Source organism: Pedobacter hartonius (assembly GCF_900107535.1).
Classification (GTDB): Bacteria; Bacteroidota; Bacteroidia; order Sphingobacteriales; family Sphingobacteriaceae; genus Pedobacter; species Pedobacter hartonius.
In genome coordinates, this window is record NZ_FNRA01000001.1 from 32,105 (window position 1) to 48,998 (window position 16,894).

Consider the following 16,894-nt stretch of genomic DNA (forward strand, 5'->3'; position numbering starts at 1 on the left):
GATATTTAAAGACAGACTCAACAAATTTCCAACCGTAATTCATTGCACAAATGAACGAATCACAATAACAAATATTTGATTTACAAATAATTATAATTACACATCAACTTTTGGCGAACTAAATCTTCTCTCGCATATGAGAATATTTCATAAAATCACTATAAAACTGCTTAAAGAACAATTTTTGGAGGTTTAAAAAACAGGTTAAATAAAAAGAGCCCGGTGAAATACCGGGCTCCAATCCAAGACTTAATTCAGTAACATGCCCATTTCTGCGTTCACAACACAATTATGCAGCCTCCCGCCGTTCACCATAAATATTAAACAAGCGTGGACATGTCAATCACAAAGCGATACCTTACATCACCTTTTATCATACGGTCAAAGGATGAATGAATATCTTTAATATCGATCAATTCGATATCAGAAACAATACCATGTGCTGCGCAAAAATCCAGCATATCCTGCGTTTCAGCTAAGCCTCCAGCACCTGAACCCGCCAGCACCTTATTACCTGAAGGCAGTGAAAAAGGCGAAAGAGAAAATGGCTCACTGGGAATGCCAACACAAATATGTACGCCGTCTGATTTGAGCAAGGTTAAATAAAGGTTTAGATCATGACTGGCAGAAACGGTATCCAGTATAAAATCAAATTTCCCCTTAACTGTCGCCAGTTCATCTGCATCAGTAGTTACAACAAAATGGTGCGCGCCAAGTTGCTTCGCGTCATCTCTCTTGGTTTCAGAAGTGCTTAGTACAGTAATCTCAGCACCAAGGGCGACACCAAATTTAACAGCCATGTGTCCCAATCCACCTAAACCTACTACAGCCAATTGGTGCCCATTGCCGACTTTCCATTTTCACAATGGTGAGTATGCGGTTATCCCGGCGCATAAAAGCGGTGCGCTAGCTGCCAGATCAATCTTGTTTGATATCAGGTGCGTGAATTTTTCATCAATTACAATAACGTTTGAATACCCGCCATACGTTGTTAATCCGTCATGGCCTTTGCTGCCGTAGGTTTGTACCGGGCTTACCGAACAGAACTGTTCCTGGTCTTTTTCACATCATTGCGGTTTCTTTCGGCAGTAAGCGTTTTAAAGAATTGGCCCGCGAGATACCAGGCATTACAGATAAAACATTATCAAAGGAACTAAAAGACCTGGAAATGAACCAACTGGTGAGCCGGACGGTAATCAACTCATTTCCCACCCGCGTTGAATATCAAATTACAGATTACGGGCGCACTTTAAAAAACCTGATGATTGAATTACGCTCATGGGGTCGTGCGCACCGTGTGAAGATTTTGAACCAGAACTAAGGGTACAATTGATAGCATAAAAGAACGATAAATCATTATGGTTTGAGCAGTTTACCCTTAACCAGAGTAAAAACATCACCTTACAACAAAGGTCGTAGAACCGGCCAGACCCTTGCGGCAGCTGCATCCCCAATAGCAGCAACTTAACGGAAGGAAACCTATCCTTCACCAGATCAATGATAGCCTGCAGATTACGCTGCGTTCCGGCAGGCGCAAGCCCTCGCCATAGGTCGTTGGCACCCAGCTCAAGCACAAAAACAGCGAGTACGCAGTCTCTTAGTTAGTTTGCGTTCTTAATGGGTTGGAAGCAATTTTGATCATTTCATCCAGCTCCTGTATGCTTAATTGCAACATATTAAATAAATGTTTACTCGTTTCCGGCAAGTCCTCATCTTCCAGTAATTGTAGTAAACCCAGTGCATTTGCCAGCGGCTTTCTTACCATGTGAGAGTGGTTTAGTGCCATATTGATAAAAAGCTGCCTGTTTTCATCCAATGTTTTTTTGGCGCTACTAAGACTAAGTTTGAAGGAAGAATAATTAGCAATCTGCAAAGTCTTTTGCTTGTGGATGTTTGTACCTGAACCAAACCAGGATTCAATGTATCCCTGCCTGTTTAAATACGGTTCAATACAGATGAAAAACCATTCTTCTTTTTTACTTACACCTATCAGCCTGACCTCTTCCTCAAACCTTTTTCCGGTTTCCAGACACCTTTGCCATGTACTTTGACACCTTTCCCTGTCGGCCGCAGCTATTCCGCCAAAATCAGTATAGAAACTCATTGGTTGTTCGCCGAAATAGTCTCTAACTTTTTTATTGATGTAAATACACTCCCCATCAAGAGCAATGTTCCAAATTTGGTTGGGCACTGTGTTAGACAAAAACTCAAACTTTCTCCTCTCTTCATCAGCATGTTTCTTTTCCAGCAGCAATGCCAATTCGTAGCTTTTCCTATCCGTTATTTTTTGTACCGTTGCATTAATTAAAAAAAGGTTGCCCTGGTCGTCCTTATAACTTACTGCGTTAAGCAGTGCATCGAATTCTCCCTGTGATGACTTAAAGGTAAGACTGATCTCATTAACAGTGCTTTGCAGGTTTAAAAGAGGATCGGTTACCATGCTATAGTAGAGACCGGACGCCTTGTTGAGTATAGACCGAAAATTGAGCTGGTAGATCTCTTCAATACTTAGGCAAAGCCATTTCGACAAGGTTTCGTTGACACGTAGTATTTTTCCACCCGGCTGATAAGATATAAACCCGCCGGGCAAATTATCATACAAGAAGTCAGATGTAAGATTATCGTTGAGCATATTCATTTTCATTAAATCTTATATAAAACCTTTCATCGCACTGACAACCCCTTTCGGATCACTTAAATGTGGGCAATGGCCTTTGGTCTCCAGCATGATAAGCGTGTTATTAGCCGTATGCTGCTGAATATATTCTGCAACCTCTCTTGAGGTGAGGAAATCTTCCTCGCACTGGATAGTTAAACTAGGTATGGTAAGTGAGGACAAATCCTTGCGGTTGTCTGACATGAACGTTACACGGGCAAACTTTTTTGAAATTTCCGGGTCAGTTGCACAAAAGCTAGCGGTTAACGCTTCTGCAAGGTCTGGTTTTTCTTCATTACCCATTATTAAAGGCGCAACCATTCTGGACCATCCCAGGTAATTGCTATCCATTACGTCCAGCAAATCATCCAGGTCGCCTGCATCAATTCCTCCTTTATACCCCTCCTCGTTCATGTACATTGGAGATGGCCCAATGAATACAATCTTTTTGAAAAACTGAGGTTCCATTTTTATTGCCAACACGCCAATCATACTGCTCACAGAGTGACCAATAAAAGTAACATCATGAAGTTGAAGCTCAGTGCAGATGTCAATGATATCATTGGCATATCCATCTAAAGAACTATAACGTTCATCATCATAAGCAGTCAAATCCGAACCACCGGCTCCAACATAATCAAAAACAACTATTTTATATTCCTTCAGGAAAGCCGGAATTACAGATCTCCATGTATTCTGGTCGCACCCGAATCCATGACCAAAAAGTAAGGTCTCGGTACCCTCACCCATGATCTTTACGTTATTTCTAAATGTAACCGTTGTCTTCATCTTACCTTGTATTTAACAGTAGCGATGCGACTTTCACAATGTATTGGCATATCATCAGATCAATTTTTTGTATGCTGAAAATCTATCTCTGCTAAATTAATATAAACTTTTAAAAAAGAATCATATACGCCCAACAATCACACATCGCAGTGTCATTGTTGCAAAGTGCTTAAATGCATAAAGTTTTAAGGCTCATCATCACAATACCAGCTGGCTGAACTTCCCTGAACCTGATGCTCTGCGAATTAATATTTAGTTTCGGTTTGATAATTGCTTTTAGCCTAAACTATCATATATATACTAAAACTACTTTGATTTGGATCTCATCATTTCCATGACTACTGTCATTATTTTCTGACCGTACATCCATACGTAAAAAGATCGGTACTGAATAAGAAGAACTTACAAAAGCATTTGGAAACTCAGGCGTTCTTGCTGACATTGAAAACTTAAAGATAGATTTAGCAAACAACTTTCAGTTCTTACCCAGGCACATCTCCTGCAATGCTTTCCCGGAACGCTTTGATGAAAGCGTTTTTTAAAACACCAAGAAATGTTGACCAGCCACTCGATTTCATATCATTGATATTCCCTTTAATCGGTACCACTGTAGCTATTTTTTGGGTCTTGGGATTGGTTACCGCTTTTGCAAACAGACCAACAACCGCCTTTTTGACTACGCGCAGAATGCCGCCTTTTTTCTTAATGTCTTTTTTAACCTTAAGGACCTTTAGATCTTTTATAAATGGTTTAATGTATCCATCTATCTGTGAATTCTTTAGTTTAAGCTTGCTAAAAATATCTATGCTGCCTCTCTCAATGTTGAATTTCACATTGGCTTCCAAAAAGCCATTTAAGCTGAGCAGGTTAACCCCCCTGAGCTGCATTCCCATATCAAAATCAGGGATATCTTTCAGGGCATTAACTTTCATATCTGCTTTTAACTGTCCCCCACCAATAGATGTCCCTGTAAGGTCCACCTTAGATGGAAGTGGATCGGCCGCTTTCTCAACGTTCGCCAGATTCGTCGCAGTCAAATGCATATGATCAATATGCAGGTTGGTATGTGGCTTCTTTTCATTATCAACATATGCAAACCTACCTTCAGTAATCAGAAGTTTGTTGATGGTCATTGGCATCAGCGCCTTGACAGTTTTAGTCCAGCTCTCTTTTGAAGGTTCTTTTGATAAATTCTCACTGGATAAAATATGAATAACAGGGTGATCCAGGATTACCTCACCCACCAGGCGCCCTTTAAAGATCGCTTTCCATTCAATAGAAAGATCAGTTCGGCGAATCGTTAGGAAAGGGTACTTTGCAGGGTCGGTATTCTTCTTCAGTACCAAACCTTTTATCACATAAGCGCCCTGTAAGAGTCTGATATCAATATCATCTACGTGGCCAGTATAGCCAGATAGGTTATTTAGTTTTTTGTTAACATAATTCTTAACGATATTGGGAAGTGCTAAACGGAAAGCAAATATCGCCAGAACCACAACGGCAATGATAAGATAATAACGTTTAATCTGCGGAGCAAACTTTTTCATATGGAAGATCTTAGACCTCATCTAAACTAAAAAGAACCGACATTGTTTATTACTTTTTTTTGTTTGCTGGATCAATTAATGCGCTTGATTGCAACAGTTAGCGCATGAAAACGGAATAGGATTTTGTCCGGGAGATAAATTCTCAATTTTGTTGAACTTTAAAAATTATATCAGACTCAATTACTTTCATCTGTAACCGCAGTATTTCTTTTGCTTGTCGGCTGTTTATCCTGGCCAGGAACTCCATTTCTTCTGTTAGTTCCGATACATCATGGCTTTCTTCTCCCTTTAAGATCTCGTAAATATCTTTTTAATACTATTGATCTTTTGGTTTTTGCTGTTCATACATCTGATGGGCAACAAGGCTATCTGGCGTCAAACTACTCATACCTGTCTGAACTTTATTTTTGAAACCGGAAATGACCTTATCCTTGCCAGCCATCAGGGCATCGTAGCCATCCCTGGCCACATCTGCCGGATCAGAAAGTGCATCTTTATCCTGCACCGCTTTACTGTCTAACATATCTGCTTTAGTAAAGAAGTCGGTGTTGGTAGGTCCAGGCAACAGCGCGGTAACTGTGATTTTCGTATCGCGCAGCTCTTCCCTGATAGCTTCGGTAAATGACAGCACAAATGCTTTTGTTCCATGGTAGACTGCCTGCCACGGACCTGGAGTCTTGCTCGCAATAGAGGCCATATTTAAGATCTTACCCGAGTTTCGTGAAGTCATCTCTTTAAGGAAGAGCTTCGTGAGAACAACCAAAGAAGATATGTTCAGGTGAATGATGTCCAGTTCACGGTCTATATCTGTATCTTCAAACTCTCCGTACACACCCTGCCCGGCATTATTAACCAATATATCAACATGGATACCCTGCGCCTGCAGGTCGGCATACAAGCCAAAGGCCTGTTCCGGATCAAAAAGATCTTTGGCAAAAGTGATGACACGTATCATATGCTGTTCCAGCTCAGCTGATTTAGCATCAAGTTCAGCCTGATCGCGGGCTACAATCACCAGATTGTAACCGTCACGGGCAAAAAGTTTAGCAAGTTCATAACCTATTCCACTGGTTGCGCCAGTGATCAAGGCGTATTTATTTGTGTTCTCCATAGTAGATGAATTAAGGTTGTTTAATAAGTTAAGGCTTAGAACTACATTTACGCTGTATAGCTGATATCTCCAGGTTGTGAAATACTGCTGCTTTCATAGATTATCATTTTTTAGACAGGTAATTGTGCGAACACTCCTGTGCCAAAAAAGTTTAATCATTTTATACAAGTGTGTTTCCTAGGGTATTGTAATTCACCGGTTGATACTGTTAAATCCTGATATCACGGAAAGAAAAACTGAATTTACGGGATGATAATTCAAATATTCCTGCGTTAATGGCAAAAAATTCAAACATAAATACGTATATATACGTTAAAACAAGACAGTGTAAGACTGTATTATTACTTACTTAAAACCAGAGCTAATCATAATGGATTCAATAAGAATTATTATCGCAGAGGATCACAATTTAGTGCGTTGCGGAATAAAACTATTACTGGCAACTGACCCAAAGATCTCCGTTATCGCTGAAGCAGTTTCCGGCGCAGAGGTTCTCGGTATTTTGAAGAACAATATGGAATTGCCAGACCTGATCCTTACCGACCTAAATATGCCGGACACGTCCGGGATGGAGCTTTTGAAAGAAATAAGAACAAATTACCCCGCTATCGGCGTAATTTTTCTGACGATGCTGGAAGATAATAAATCCATTTCGGAAGCATTCTCCAACGGTGCTGAAGGTTATTTGACCAAGGATATCAGCTCCGAAGAATTGCTGTTTGCAATAAATCATATCCGTAATGGTGGTAAGTACATCAGTGCCAACCTCTCACATAAATTGACTATCCGGCAATTACAGAACGTGCAGCAACCGGTAGACGAGCTTGTAAATCTGGAATTTAATTCCAGGGAGATCCAGGTGCTGGACATGATCGCACAGGGATTGACGAACAGCGAAATGGGGGAAAAACTTTTCTTAAGCAAAAGAACTGTTGAAGGACACCGCCGTTCACTGATCGGCAAAGCACAATGCCGCAACTCAGCCGAACTTATAAAATTTGCAGTAATGCATGGCCTTATCAGTTAACCTTCTGATATCGGATAATATTAATAATCCTTTTATATGACTAACACCAATCCTTTCGAAAGTTTCGCAAAACGTTCTAATGATCTTTTTTTCATCTTTAATCTGCAGGAGTCTAAATTCACCTATATGAACGCTGCTTGTCTTTCTTTCTTTGGACCGGATTCTATAGACATCGACAAAGATCAGATATTGGAAGCCATACATGCTGATGACCGGGGTTACCTGCTCTCCAAGATCAATGATTGTATCCATGGCGAGCAGGTTGCTGACCTTGAATGCAGAATCACACCTATAAAAGATCAGCTATGGCTAAGGATCAAAGCATACCTTATTTGTGAAGAAGAGGAACAGCTGATTATAGGGCAAGCTGAGGATATTAGTGTATATAAGGAAAATATGGAGAACCTTAATAATCACAATATTAAAAAAAACACCATCCTCACAGTGATAACGCACGATCTGGCAGGACCTATTGGTACGATACAGAATTTGTCGGATTTGCTCAGCAGAGAAACCTCAGAATACACTAACCCTAAAGTGAATCAATATATTGACCTGATCAGTAAAATCAGTAAAAGCAGCATCAGGCTGATCCGGGATTTTATTGACCGTGAGTTTCGCGAAAGCGCCGATCTGCGTTTGATGAAGACACGGGTGGAACTGGTTGAAAAAACCCGCCTGGCAGCCGAAGACTTTTTGGCTATGCAAATTCAGCTCAGAACAAATTTTTCCTGGACATCCAATAAGAGTAATATTTACATAGATCTGGATGAGGACAAGTTCATGCAGGTGATTAATAACCTGATTTCCAATGCACTGAAATTCACCCGGGATGGCGGTAATATCCATCTGGATATCAGGGATACAGGTACACATGTGGTCCTAAGTCTTGGAGACGATGGTATAGGTATCCCGAAAAAATACCAGGCAACGCTTTTTGATAAATTTACAGATGCCGGGAGAACGGGGTTAAATGGCGAACATTCAACTGGATTGGGTATGTATATTATTAAAAGCATCGTTGAATGGCATGGCGGAAAGATCTGGTTTGAAACTGAAGAGAACAAAGGAACCACTTTTTATATAGAACTTCCAAAATAGATATTATAGCAAACATCGAATTTGACCCGATATCCTCAGTTCAATTTTGATGTTTACTTTTTTCAAAACCTATGCCGCAATTGTCAAACCAATTCACAAAACCTGTGGTCAGAAATACGACTATTCATCAATTGCCTATACACACTCATCAGTGCTGTTTCTAAGAATAAAGATTACAAATAAAAGGAAACCAAGGTCCGTAATCCGGTATTTAAACATCAAAATTGCGTAACAGTACGTTTCCCAAAACGTATTTGATGTCTGTCAGATTATAATACATAAATAACAGACAATGTATAAAAATCGCAACTGCTCAAATCTCAACTTTGCAAGTGTTTGTGAGAAATGCTTAATCTCCGGTCTTTGTCATGAATGGATTAATAATGACTTATCCGGGGCAAAATAGGCACTCAATGATCATAAAATCACGCTTTATCTAGTTTCCCGATTCCCCGCCGCAATCAAAGGCATGCAGAATTAAGAACTGGCATCACAAAAATGTTTGGCATTGGTACGTGCGTTGATAACTCATTTGTATTATCATACACTTAAATCTATCAGTGATTATTATGGAAAACATGCCTTTCGACTATCGTATCCTTACCTACAAGACAAACCTGCACAACTTTGCAATCAGCTTCACTAAAAATTTGGATGACGCGAATGACTTGGTGCAGGACACCTATGTAAAAGCGATCAAATACGCCAATTTATATAATGAGGGAACAAACCTGAAAGCCTGGTTATATACCATCCTAAAAAACACCTATTTTAACAACTACCGGAGAAACACTACCCGCAGCAAAATTTTTACCGTAACTGAGGATTACCATTCACATCAGTTACTTAAAAGCAGCACTACAAATGCCGGCGTTGAAACGCTTATTAACGAAGATATTAACAAGGCGTTGAGTATGCTGCCGGAAGATTATTCAATACCATTTCTGAGATACTTTGAAGGTTATAAATATCAGGAGATCGCAGAGGAATTCTCCATTCCGATTGGAACGGTAAAGACCCGCATTCATATGGCGCGAAAGATTTTAAAATCCAAACTAAAAATGTACGCAAAGAAGAACACACGATCAGGCATAAGTGACGCCTTTGCATCCTGAAGCTGATCATTTGGCTAAACTGTCTTATAGGCTGTAGCTTTACAGTTGTCGGCGTAACTATCAAGGTTAATAGCTGGTAAAGTTTCCAGTGAAATGTTCCCTCCCAAACCCCTGTGCCTAACACATATGTTTTAAGATTATTTAACAAAAGCATATAACCTGGTCGGCCTGCGTAAAATGAAGGCCCTGGGCATTACCGCCATCATCAACATGCGCGAACATTCTGTGTACAGCGAGGCCCAGTACGAAGGATTCAGCTGCCTGCATTTGCCTACGGTAGACAATACGCCCCCGGATATAAAAGTGCTGGTTAAGGGTACTGGATAAGAAAATGAGGTGTAGATAAATTTATTTGGGATTGTGCTGACCATTGTGGTTCACCAACTTTGGCAAAAAATAGTATGGAATATATTCTTAACATGGCTTTCACCTGGTTACTTTATCATTACGAACATTTGAGAAGTCTAAGTTGATGTGTCACCGGATTTGCTGCAACAACCGCTTTTCGAAATGCATCCGCATTTTTAAAAGTCAGCTGGGACAGGGTTCTTGATTCCCAGCTCAGGACAACTGAATCAGTATCATAAGGCCAGGGCTCGATCATCAAATCGTCACCAGAAGCATGCATTTCGTATACCCTGCCATCCGGCCCTTTGCCGATCTCTATTTTTCGGCCCTCAGGCTGCACGAGTCCCTGACAGATTAACAGCGAAAACGCATCACAAAACTCCACCAGTTTATACGCGCGGTCAACCTCCTCCTTATTCACTCCCGCCACCTCCAGCCAGTTTCTCTCCATTTTTTTCAAACTGCTGATGAACGTCTTTGCCTTCGAATCCTCACCATGTACAAACTGGATGTGTCTGGAAATCAGCAACGCGATATAGGCGCTTTTGGTCTCAGCCATATCAATCAGCCGCTTGCCATATTCCAGCTTAAAACCTGTTTGCTTGAAATTAACCGGTCCTCCGGTCTCATTCAATAAATCTTCATTCTCCCACTCATTATATACATCATCGTGCTCGGCCGCTGCGATCAGCGTCTCTACCCACCGTTCCGGCTGCCGGTCTTTTCTCCAGTGCGCGCAAATCTTCGCAGCAAGCAAGCCATGCGAGCGCTGCGTAATGATTTGCCATCCCGATTCTGTATAATTGACAATCATCTGGTTTCCTTTAGTCCTCATTGAACAATTGCCGGGCGAACTTGTTTCGATGTCCTCTCGCTCTGCAGTATTCGGTTATCCATCTGCTGATGTATACACTGCGTCAATCTTCACAGGATCGGAGATAGGCCAAGTTCTCCATAATGAATGATACTACCGAGCGTACAGAAAACCTGATCTTGACGATCTCATAATTTCGCTGGCCCTTTGTGTATACTTTTGTAGGATAACTCTATGATGCATCCCCGATAAGATATTTGCTGTGGATTCTCTTTTGATGGTCCCGATGTAACTGAAGAACTATCTACAGCCAGATAAATTTTTAGCCCATCAGGAGAAATGGCAATATCCCTGTAGCGAACATTTCCTTTCACATAACTGTAAATATTGCTGGCAGCTTTATTTCCTGCGGTATCAAGTTTGATCCGCAACAGGGCTCCGACTTTTAAAGTAGGGATGAGCACAGAATTTTTCCAGCCAGGAATAGCTGACGAAGTATATACAGCTATACTTGAAGGCGCATAAGAATCCCATTCCTGATCTTTTGTGGAGATAATTGACCGAAAGAGTTTTTTCATTGTCTCAGGCTGAGCGGGATCAAGGCTCACAACCGGGTTGCGGTAATTGAGGCCCATCGCCCTTGCGTTCTGTATTTCGCTACCTATTAACGGATAAGTGGTATGCCACATACCAGGCAGGCCTGTATTTGTTGATACGGATGCTGCAAGGCCATCATAGTTTCCATCAGCATATCCGATTACCGAGTCTTCCACCATTATGGTCACTGCTGCCCGGGATGCTATCGCATATAATTACAGGAGTGATCAGCTTTGCTGATACCTGGTCATAACTATATCTGACAATTCTGATCTTGTAAAAATACCCTCCTGAATTTGGTTCTCCACCGTCATTATTTTGCTGTGTCCCATCAAAGTGATATTGATCGGGTGCTATAGCAACCGACCAGGGATCACTCAATTTATCTGCAACAATGCGAAGGTCAAAGTTTACATCCTTTTCGTTGATGGCTATTTGTGCGCGAGTGTTGACGGAAATAAGTAATAGTAACCAAATTGTTATGATTTTCATATAAGCAAATTTGAGCCTATAACTATCCCAATAGGGAATTGTTTAACTCAAAAAACTATTATTAAAATGCGTACCTGATCTTTAAGTACCCAGGTCTGACCGGAATGATGACTAGCAACAGAGCGCGCCATTCGGGCTCGCGCATGTTAGGTTTAGCCAATTCAAGTTTAAATGAAATATTCAATAATCAATTCGAATACACATGGTGTTATAATCGCTATCTTTAGCCTGGAATGATGCGATAAGCAAATGCTTTGCTCTGCTACGTCTATGAAAGATATAAAGAACCTTGATGAAAAGCTTGCCCAATCTGAAAAAGAAAATGAAGAACTGAGACTGAGGGTTGAAGAGCTAACCGATTTTATTGAGAATGCTTCACTGCCCCTTCACTGGGTTGATGGTGAAGGGATAATTATATGGGCGAATCAAGCTGAACTGGATACCTTCGGATATACAAAAGAAGAATATATCGGATTTCCGATCAGTAATTTTCATGCTGACCAGGAGGTTATAAATGATATCCTGACCCGCCTGATCAACAATGAAACACTTCAAAATTATTCGGCAAGGCTTAAGTGCAAGGACGGATCGGTCAAGGACGTACTGATCAGTTCAAATGTGCTGAGGAAGGACGGCAAATTTGTGCATACCCGATGTTTCACCAGGGATATTACGGCAATCATTGAAGAGAAAGAAAGAAACAGGGAGCTGTTGCTCGAACTGGCGCAGCTTGCAGCTATTATAGATTCTTCTAATGATGCTATCATTAGTAAAACATTAGAAGGGACCATAACCAGCTGGAACGAATCGGCAGAACGAATGTTTGGATATACAGATGCTGAAATAATCGGACATCCGATCCAAAGTTTGATACCATCAGACCGCCAGGATGAAGAATTCCACATCCTGTCCCGGTTGCGGAGCGGCGACCAGGTAAAGCACTTTGAAACAAAGCGGCTTACCAAAACCGGCAATGTACTCGATGTATCCCTAACCATATCACCCATCAGGAACGCGAAGGGCGACATGGTCGGCTTATCTACTATAGCGAGGGATATTGCGGAAAAAAAGCAGGAGGAACAGCGGAAAAATGATTTTGTGTCGATGGTCAGCCATGAGCTGAAAACGCCTTTGACCGCGATCACATCCTATGTTCAGCTATTGATCAAAAATTCAAAAAAAGATGGTACGGATCTGAGTTTGCCTATAATCACAAGGATTGAGGTTCAAGCGAAAAAGATGATCTCGATGATCCATGACTTTTTAAATATGGCGAGAATGGAAGATGGGAAGATAAACCTTCATAACGAAACATTTGAGTTACGCCCATTAGTAGAGGAAATTGCCGGGGATACCAACTTGCTCACCTCAAAACATACGATAAAGCTACTTGATTGTGAAGCGATTAACCTGCACGCCGATCGCGACAAGATCGGACAGGTCTTAATGAATCTGGTAAGCAATGCGATTAAATATTCCCCTATGGGGGGAACAATCACTATTGGTTGCGAGAAGCAGGCCGGAAAGGTAAAGATATTTGTAAGTGATGAGGGCATAGGCATCAGCAAGGCAGACCAGAAGAGATTATTTGAACGCTTTTACAGAGTTAACAACGAAAAATTAAACGGCGTAACAGGATTCGGGATTGGACTGTACCTTGTTTCAGAAATTCTGCGCTACCACAACAGCCAAATAGAAGTTGAAAGTAAAGAAGAAACGGGATCAACTTTTCACTTTTCTTTAAAAATACAGGAAGGTTAAGCTTTTACTGCCTCCGTTTTCCTGCAGCAACTTACCATCGGATAATTGATAACGCTGTCGCGCCAGCCTGGCTTCAGTAAACTTTACCCTATTGACCTGGTTCTGTTCACTATGGTTTGAATCAACAAATAGCGCAATGTTTGATTTATACCCCGAATTCAAAATTAAGAAAACTAGCTGCAAGAGAAATTGTTTTATAAATGAGTTGTTAAAGGTTGAGAAAATATAGAGATCAGAGCCTGATTACTTAACTTTTATTCATTTATACAGAATTAATTCAAAAATGATGCAACATACAGTAAATAGCTTAGTAGGTTTTACCGTGGGTGCCATTGATGACGAAATTGGAAAAGTAGAAGAATTCTATTTCGATCACGAAACCTGGACCATCCGTTACCTTGTTGTAAAAACAGGAAGATGGCTATCAGGCCGTAAAGTACTTATTTCTCCCACAGCCTTAAAAATGCCGGATTGGAAAAATAAAGTATTTCCTGTAAACCTCAGCAAAGGGCAGATCCAAAACAGTCCTGATGTAGATACTGAGCAAACTATTTCCAGACAACAGGAAATCGAGTTGTATGAGCATTATACCTGGCAACACTATGGCAGCCGGGGAGCCGGTTTTTATGGGGGCGCAGGGGTTTCAGAACAGCATACAAATCAGCAGTCGTCAGATCCGCATCTGCTCAGTACAGATGATGTTACCGGATATGAAATTCATGCCACAGACGGCAATATTGGTACAGTAGAGGATTTCATCGTAGATGAAAGGACGTGGAGCCTTAGCTTTCTGATCGTCTATATAGGAAATTGGTTTCCGGGCAAGAAAATAATCCTTTCGCCTAAGCGTATAACGGAAATGAAATTGCATGATTCCTCACTTGAAATAGACCTTTCCACAAATGCAATAAAGGACAGTCTTGGAATATGATCCGTTGGCGCCCCAAGCTGAAGATAAAATCATGAACGAAGACAATCGCCTGAAGAAAGGCAGCATCGGTCTTAAAGAAGTCAAGAGCGTAATGGAATGTCTATTCAGTCAATTTTAAAAAGACACTGAACACCGAACCTTCATCCAGCTTACTGGTTACGGTTACTTTTCCGCCGGCTGCTTCCAACGTTTGTTTAACTAAATACAACCCTACACCGTTGCCCTCTGCTTTACTTGCAACCCGCTGATATTTTTCAAATATGGTATTCAGATGCTGCTTGTCAATGCCGATTCCATTATCAGAAACACTAATGACCATAAATCCGTCTTGCTCCATGGATTTGATCTGTACGTGTGGTATTCTGTCCGCAGAACTGTACTTGATCGCGTTGCTAACCAGGTTATAAAGAATACTCCGAAGCTTGCGCCGGGCAAAAGTAATTTCAGATATACCGATTTTTACCTCCAGGACCGCCTTTGACTCCTGCAACTGAGCCGCCAAAGTCAGCCTGACGTCTTCGAGAATATTCTGTAGATCAAGTAATTCTTCTACTGCAAGGTATCTCTGGCCTTGCCAGCGGTTCTGCACCAGATCAGCAATAATATCCTTCATTTTCATCAGGCTACTCTCCGCCGTTCCCAACATTGCCGGAAGCTTCGCCATACCTTTTTCAGGTAGCTTTTTAAGCATTTCTATGGTCAGCGAGAGCGATGTCAAAGGATTTTTAATGTCATGGGCAATGGTATCCATTAACAGTTCATGCTCGGCAATCAGTTTTTCCTGCTCTTTCAGGTCTCTGATCCGCGCAGTGATGTCTATGAAGGTGATGATCACACCATCTGTTTTATTGTTCTTTTGAACGATATAAGGCAATACATTCATTTGATACCACCGGCGGTCGGTTGTTTGTATTTCTTTTTCCAGAATCTCACTGGAGTCTATCACATGCTGGATATTGTCCAGGATGGTGGGAAACCTAAAATTCTCTTTGACATTGGCCAGCGGTTGCCCAATATGCTCAGCTTTTAAATTAAACTGCTTCATAGCAGGGGGCGTAAACTTTCGAAGGATTAGCTGGGAATCAACAAAAAGCTGAGGAATGATGGTATTCCGGAAATAATTTTCGAGTTCATCATTGTGTTCGGTCAGCGTATTGATTTGTTCGCTTTTACTTTGCATTATCCAATAATTTAGGTGCTTGAAAATAACCTCGTGCAAGGTAACAATAAACCTTTGGTTATGTGCATCGCCTCAACCGCTACCTATAACTGCGTATATGGGTACGAAAAAAGCCGCCCAAGGGTAGCACATGACATCACTCCAATTGCAATCGCATAAAAAACCCTTATCAGCATCCGCTGGTAAGGGCCTCATTAATTAATTTAAACGCATCATTCACTGATGAGATTTGATAAACATACAGCTATACACTTTGTTTAGATTTCTTTAATAAAATATACAGGCATTTGACTAGCGCCAAGTGCCAGCAAAATGTATAGTTTTTTCATGTAAGTTATTATTCTGACAATAAGATATGAACACCAATTGTGCCAAGATCCGAGATATAATTTATTAATTTTTATTCTACACAAGGTTGTTTATCAATCGCGCAAGAGCAGCAGGTTTTAAAATTGCAGCTGCATGATTACCCCTTATCACTGAATAAGGCATTCCAGTAACCTCAGCAGAAAAAGGATCTTGAACCAACACCATTCCACCCATTTCTTCAATCTTTTCTGCGCCTTTCAACCCATCATCCCCGCCACCGGATAAAATAATAACAATAGCCTTTTCTCTGAAATCATCAGCAAGGGAATTAAACAATATATTTACGGAAGAGTTAATAGGTAAAGAATCCCTCTCCTTAACTTTGAGCAGCCCATCTTCAACAGTCAGCGTTGTATTTTCTACAATCAAGTAAATTTTTCCAGCCTGCAAAACCATACCATATTCGGCACGGATTACTGGAAGCAAAACATGTTTAGATAAAATATCGTCAAGAGCGCTACGGCGGTCACGTACCAGATGCATAACCACGATAAAGGCCGCTTTGGAATTTGCCGGAATCTGTTCGAAGAATTCAAATTAACGCAGGTAGACCACCAGCTGAAGCGCCTATACCTACTGTAAAAAACAACTTGTTCATTATTAATATGCTAAAATTACAAAAAGTTAACAAAGCAAAAACCAGCTTGTTTAAGATTTAAATAGCCATATAGCTAAAAGTTTCTGAAGTAGGACATAGGAGCCTGTAAGATATATGACTTTGATGCGTTAGAGTTCCAGACGCCGGTAACGGATTACCATAATCACAATGAATTACAAAATCAGGTTAAAAGATGGCACTACGCAAGTCATCCAGATCATCGCCATTACCTTTAAAAAACTGAGAGTATGGAAACTATCTTTTTCAGGTGGTAAAGAAATCATGCTGTACAAAGTGGGCAACCAGTGGCTGCAGCGTACAGAAGATTATCTGGAGCAGCGTTACGTCATTCTGATAGGCGCCTATATAGATGGGCTGGCTGCAGAATAAACCAGCACAGAGTCGAACAAACTCACAGCAATGTCCGAAGCTGAGGGTAAGCTATTGTGTGAATTAAC

At 40.9% G+C, this 16,894-nt stretch carries 17 protein-coding genes and 1 pseudogene; 8 read left to right on the forward strand and 10 right to left on the reverse strand.

The genetic code is table 11. The features are described 5' to 3' along the window. Positions 1-320: 320 nt before the first annotated feature. A complete protein-coding gene (locus BLW16_RS00175; RefSeq protein WP_245735084.1) occupies positions 321-833 on the reverse strand; it encodes a zinc-binding dehydrogenase in 513 nt (170 codons plus the stop codon). 137 nt (positions 834-970) lie between these two features. Here BLW16_RS00175 and BLW16_RS00180 point away from each other — a divergent pair, with 137 nt between their 5' ends. Beyond that, positions 971-1,321 carry a winged helix-turn-helix transcriptional regulator gene (locus BLW16_RS00180; RefSeq protein ID WP_217631488.1) on the forward strand — a complete coding sequence of 117 codons (351 nt, stop codon included), beginning with the start codon at positions 971-973 and terminating at the stop codon, positions 1,319-1,321. 276 nt (positions 1,322-1,597) lie between these two features. Here the strand turns inward: BLW16_RS00180 and BLW16_RS00185 are convergent, their stop codons facing one another. The 4 genes from BLW16_RS00185 to BLW16_RS00200 all read right to left on the reverse strand — a co-directional run bounded on the left by BLW16_RS00185 (position 1,598) and on the right by BLW16_RS00200 (position 6,103). After that, a complete protein-coding gene (locus tag BLW16_RS00185; RefSeq protein ID WP_175470440.1) occupies positions 1,598-2,632 on the reverse strand; it encodes a PAS domain-containing protein in 1,035 nt (344 codons plus the stop codon). A gap of 18 nt (positions 2,633-2,650) precedes the next feature. Next, positions 2,651-3,445 (reverse strand): alpha/beta fold hydrolase, encoded by a 795-nt coding sequence (locus BLW16_RS00190; RefSeq protein WP_090554082.1) that lies wholly within the window; start codon positions 3,443-3,445, stop codon positions 2,651-2,653. Positions 3,446-3,927: 482 nt separating this feature from the next. After that, a complete protein-coding gene (locus BLW16_RS00195) occupies positions 3,928-4,992 on the reverse strand; it encodes a DUF748 domain-containing protein (protein WP_175470441.1) in 1,065 nt (354 codons plus the stop codon). 316 nt (positions 4,993-5,308) lie between these two features. Beyond that, positions 5,309-6,103, reverse strand: coding sequence for an SDR family NAD(P)-dependent oxidoreductase (locus BLW16_RS00200; RefSeq protein WP_090554085.1), 795 nt, complete (start codon positions 6,101-6,103; stop codon positions 5,309-5,311). 370 nt (positions 6,104-6,473) lie between these two features. On the opposite strand from BLW16_RS00200, the gene BLW16_RS00205 reads away from it, so the two are divergent. From BLW16_RS00205 to BLW16_RS22875, 4 genes are all read left to right on the forward strand, one after another. After that, a complete protein-coding gene (locus tag BLW16_RS00205; RefSeq protein ID WP_090554087.1) occupies positions 6,474-7,130 on the forward strand; it encodes a response regulator transcription factor in 657 nt (218 codons plus the stop codon). Between the two features lie 36 nt (positions 7,131-7,166). Next, positions 7,167-8,231 carry a PAS domain-containing sensor histidine kinase gene (locus BLW16_RS00210; protein WP_090554088.1) on the forward strand — a complete coding sequence of 355 codons (1,065 nt, stop codon included), beginning with the start codon at positions 7,167-7,169 and terminating at the stop codon, positions 8,229-8,231. 569 nt (positions 8,232-8,800) lie between these two features. Next, positions 8,801-9,346 (forward strand): sigma-70 family RNA polymerase sigma factor, encoded by a 546-nt coding sequence (locus BLW16_RS00220; protein ID WP_090554092.1) that lies wholly within the window; start codon positions 8,801-8,803, stop codon positions 9,344-9,346. A 177-nt stretch (positions 9,347-9,523) separates the two neighbouring features. Then, positions 9,524-9,673 carry a protein-tyrosine phosphatase family protein gene (locus tag BLW16_RS22875; RefSeq protein WP_139298219.1) on the forward strand — a complete coding sequence of 50 codons (150 nt, stop codon included), beginning with the start codon at positions 9,524-9,526 and terminating at the stop codon, positions 9,671-9,673. Between the two features lie 118 nt (positions 9,674-9,791). Here the strand turns inward: BLW16_RS22875 and BLW16_RS00225 are convergent, their stop codons facing one another. The 3 genes from BLW16_RS00225 to BLW16_RS00235 all read right to left on the reverse strand — a co-directional run bounded on the left by BLW16_RS00225 (position 9,792) and on the right by BLW16_RS00235 (position 11,597). Then, complete coding sequence (locus BLW16_RS00225) at positions 9,792-10,529, reverse strand: DUF3891 family protein (protein WP_090554093.1); 738 nt, start codon at positions 10,527-10,529, stop codon at positions 9,792-9,794. 167 nt (positions 10,530-10,696) lie between these two features. Continuing rightward, positions 10,697-11,284 (reverse strand): PQQ-dependent sugar dehydrogenase, encoded by a 588-nt coding sequence (locus tag BLW16_RS00230; protein ID WP_090554095.1) that lies wholly within the window; start codon positions 11,282-11,284, stop codon positions 10,697-10,699. Next, positions 11,253-11,597 (reverse strand): hypothetical protein, encoded by a 345-nt coding sequence (locus BLW16_RS00235; RefSeq protein WP_090554097.1) that lies wholly within the window; start codon positions 11,595-11,597, stop codon positions 11,253-11,255. Before BLW16_RS00235 ends, BLW16_RS00230 begins: the two co-directional genes overlap by 32 nt. 270 nt (positions 11,598-11,867) lie before the next feature. On the opposite strand from BLW16_RS00235, the gene BLW16_RS00240 reads away from it, so the two are divergent. After that, positions 11,868-13,358: a PAS domain S-box protein gene (locus BLW16_RS00240; protein ID WP_175470442.1), complete on the forward strand. Its 1,491-nt coding sequence runs from the start codon at positions 11,868-11,870 to the stop codon at positions 13,356-13,358. A gap of 283 nt (positions 13,359-13,641) precedes the next feature. Next, complete coding sequence (locus BLW16_RS00250) at positions 13,642-14,289, forward strand: PRC-barrel domain-containing protein (RefSeq protein WP_090554102.1); 648 nt, start codon at positions 13,642-13,644, stop codon at positions 14,287-14,289. 100 nt (positions 14,290-14,389) lie between these two features. Here BLW16_RS00250 and BLW16_RS00255 read toward each other — a convergent pair whose 3' ends face one another. Both BLW16_RS00255 and BLW16_RS00260 read right to left on the reverse strand, forming a co-directional pair. Next, positions 14,390-15,469: a sensor histidine kinase gene (locus BLW16_RS00255; protein ID WP_090554103.1), complete on the reverse strand. Its 1,080-nt coding sequence runs from the start codon at positions 15,467-15,469 to the stop codon at positions 14,390-14,392. 405 nt (positions 15,470-15,874) lie between these two features. Then, a pseudogene (locus BLW16_RS00260) lies at positions 15,875-16,360 on the reverse strand (chemotaxis protein CheB); the annotation flags it as partial. A 244-nt stretch (positions 16,361-16,604) separates the two neighbouring features. Between BLW16_RS00260 and BLW16_RS00265 the strand changes: the two are divergent. Further along, positions 16,605-16,826 (forward strand): hypothetical protein, encoded by a 222-nt coding sequence (locus tag BLW16_RS00265; protein ID WP_090554106.1) that lies wholly within the window; start codon positions 16,605-16,607, stop codon positions 16,824-16,826. Positions 16,827-16,894 lie beyond the last annotated feature (68 nt).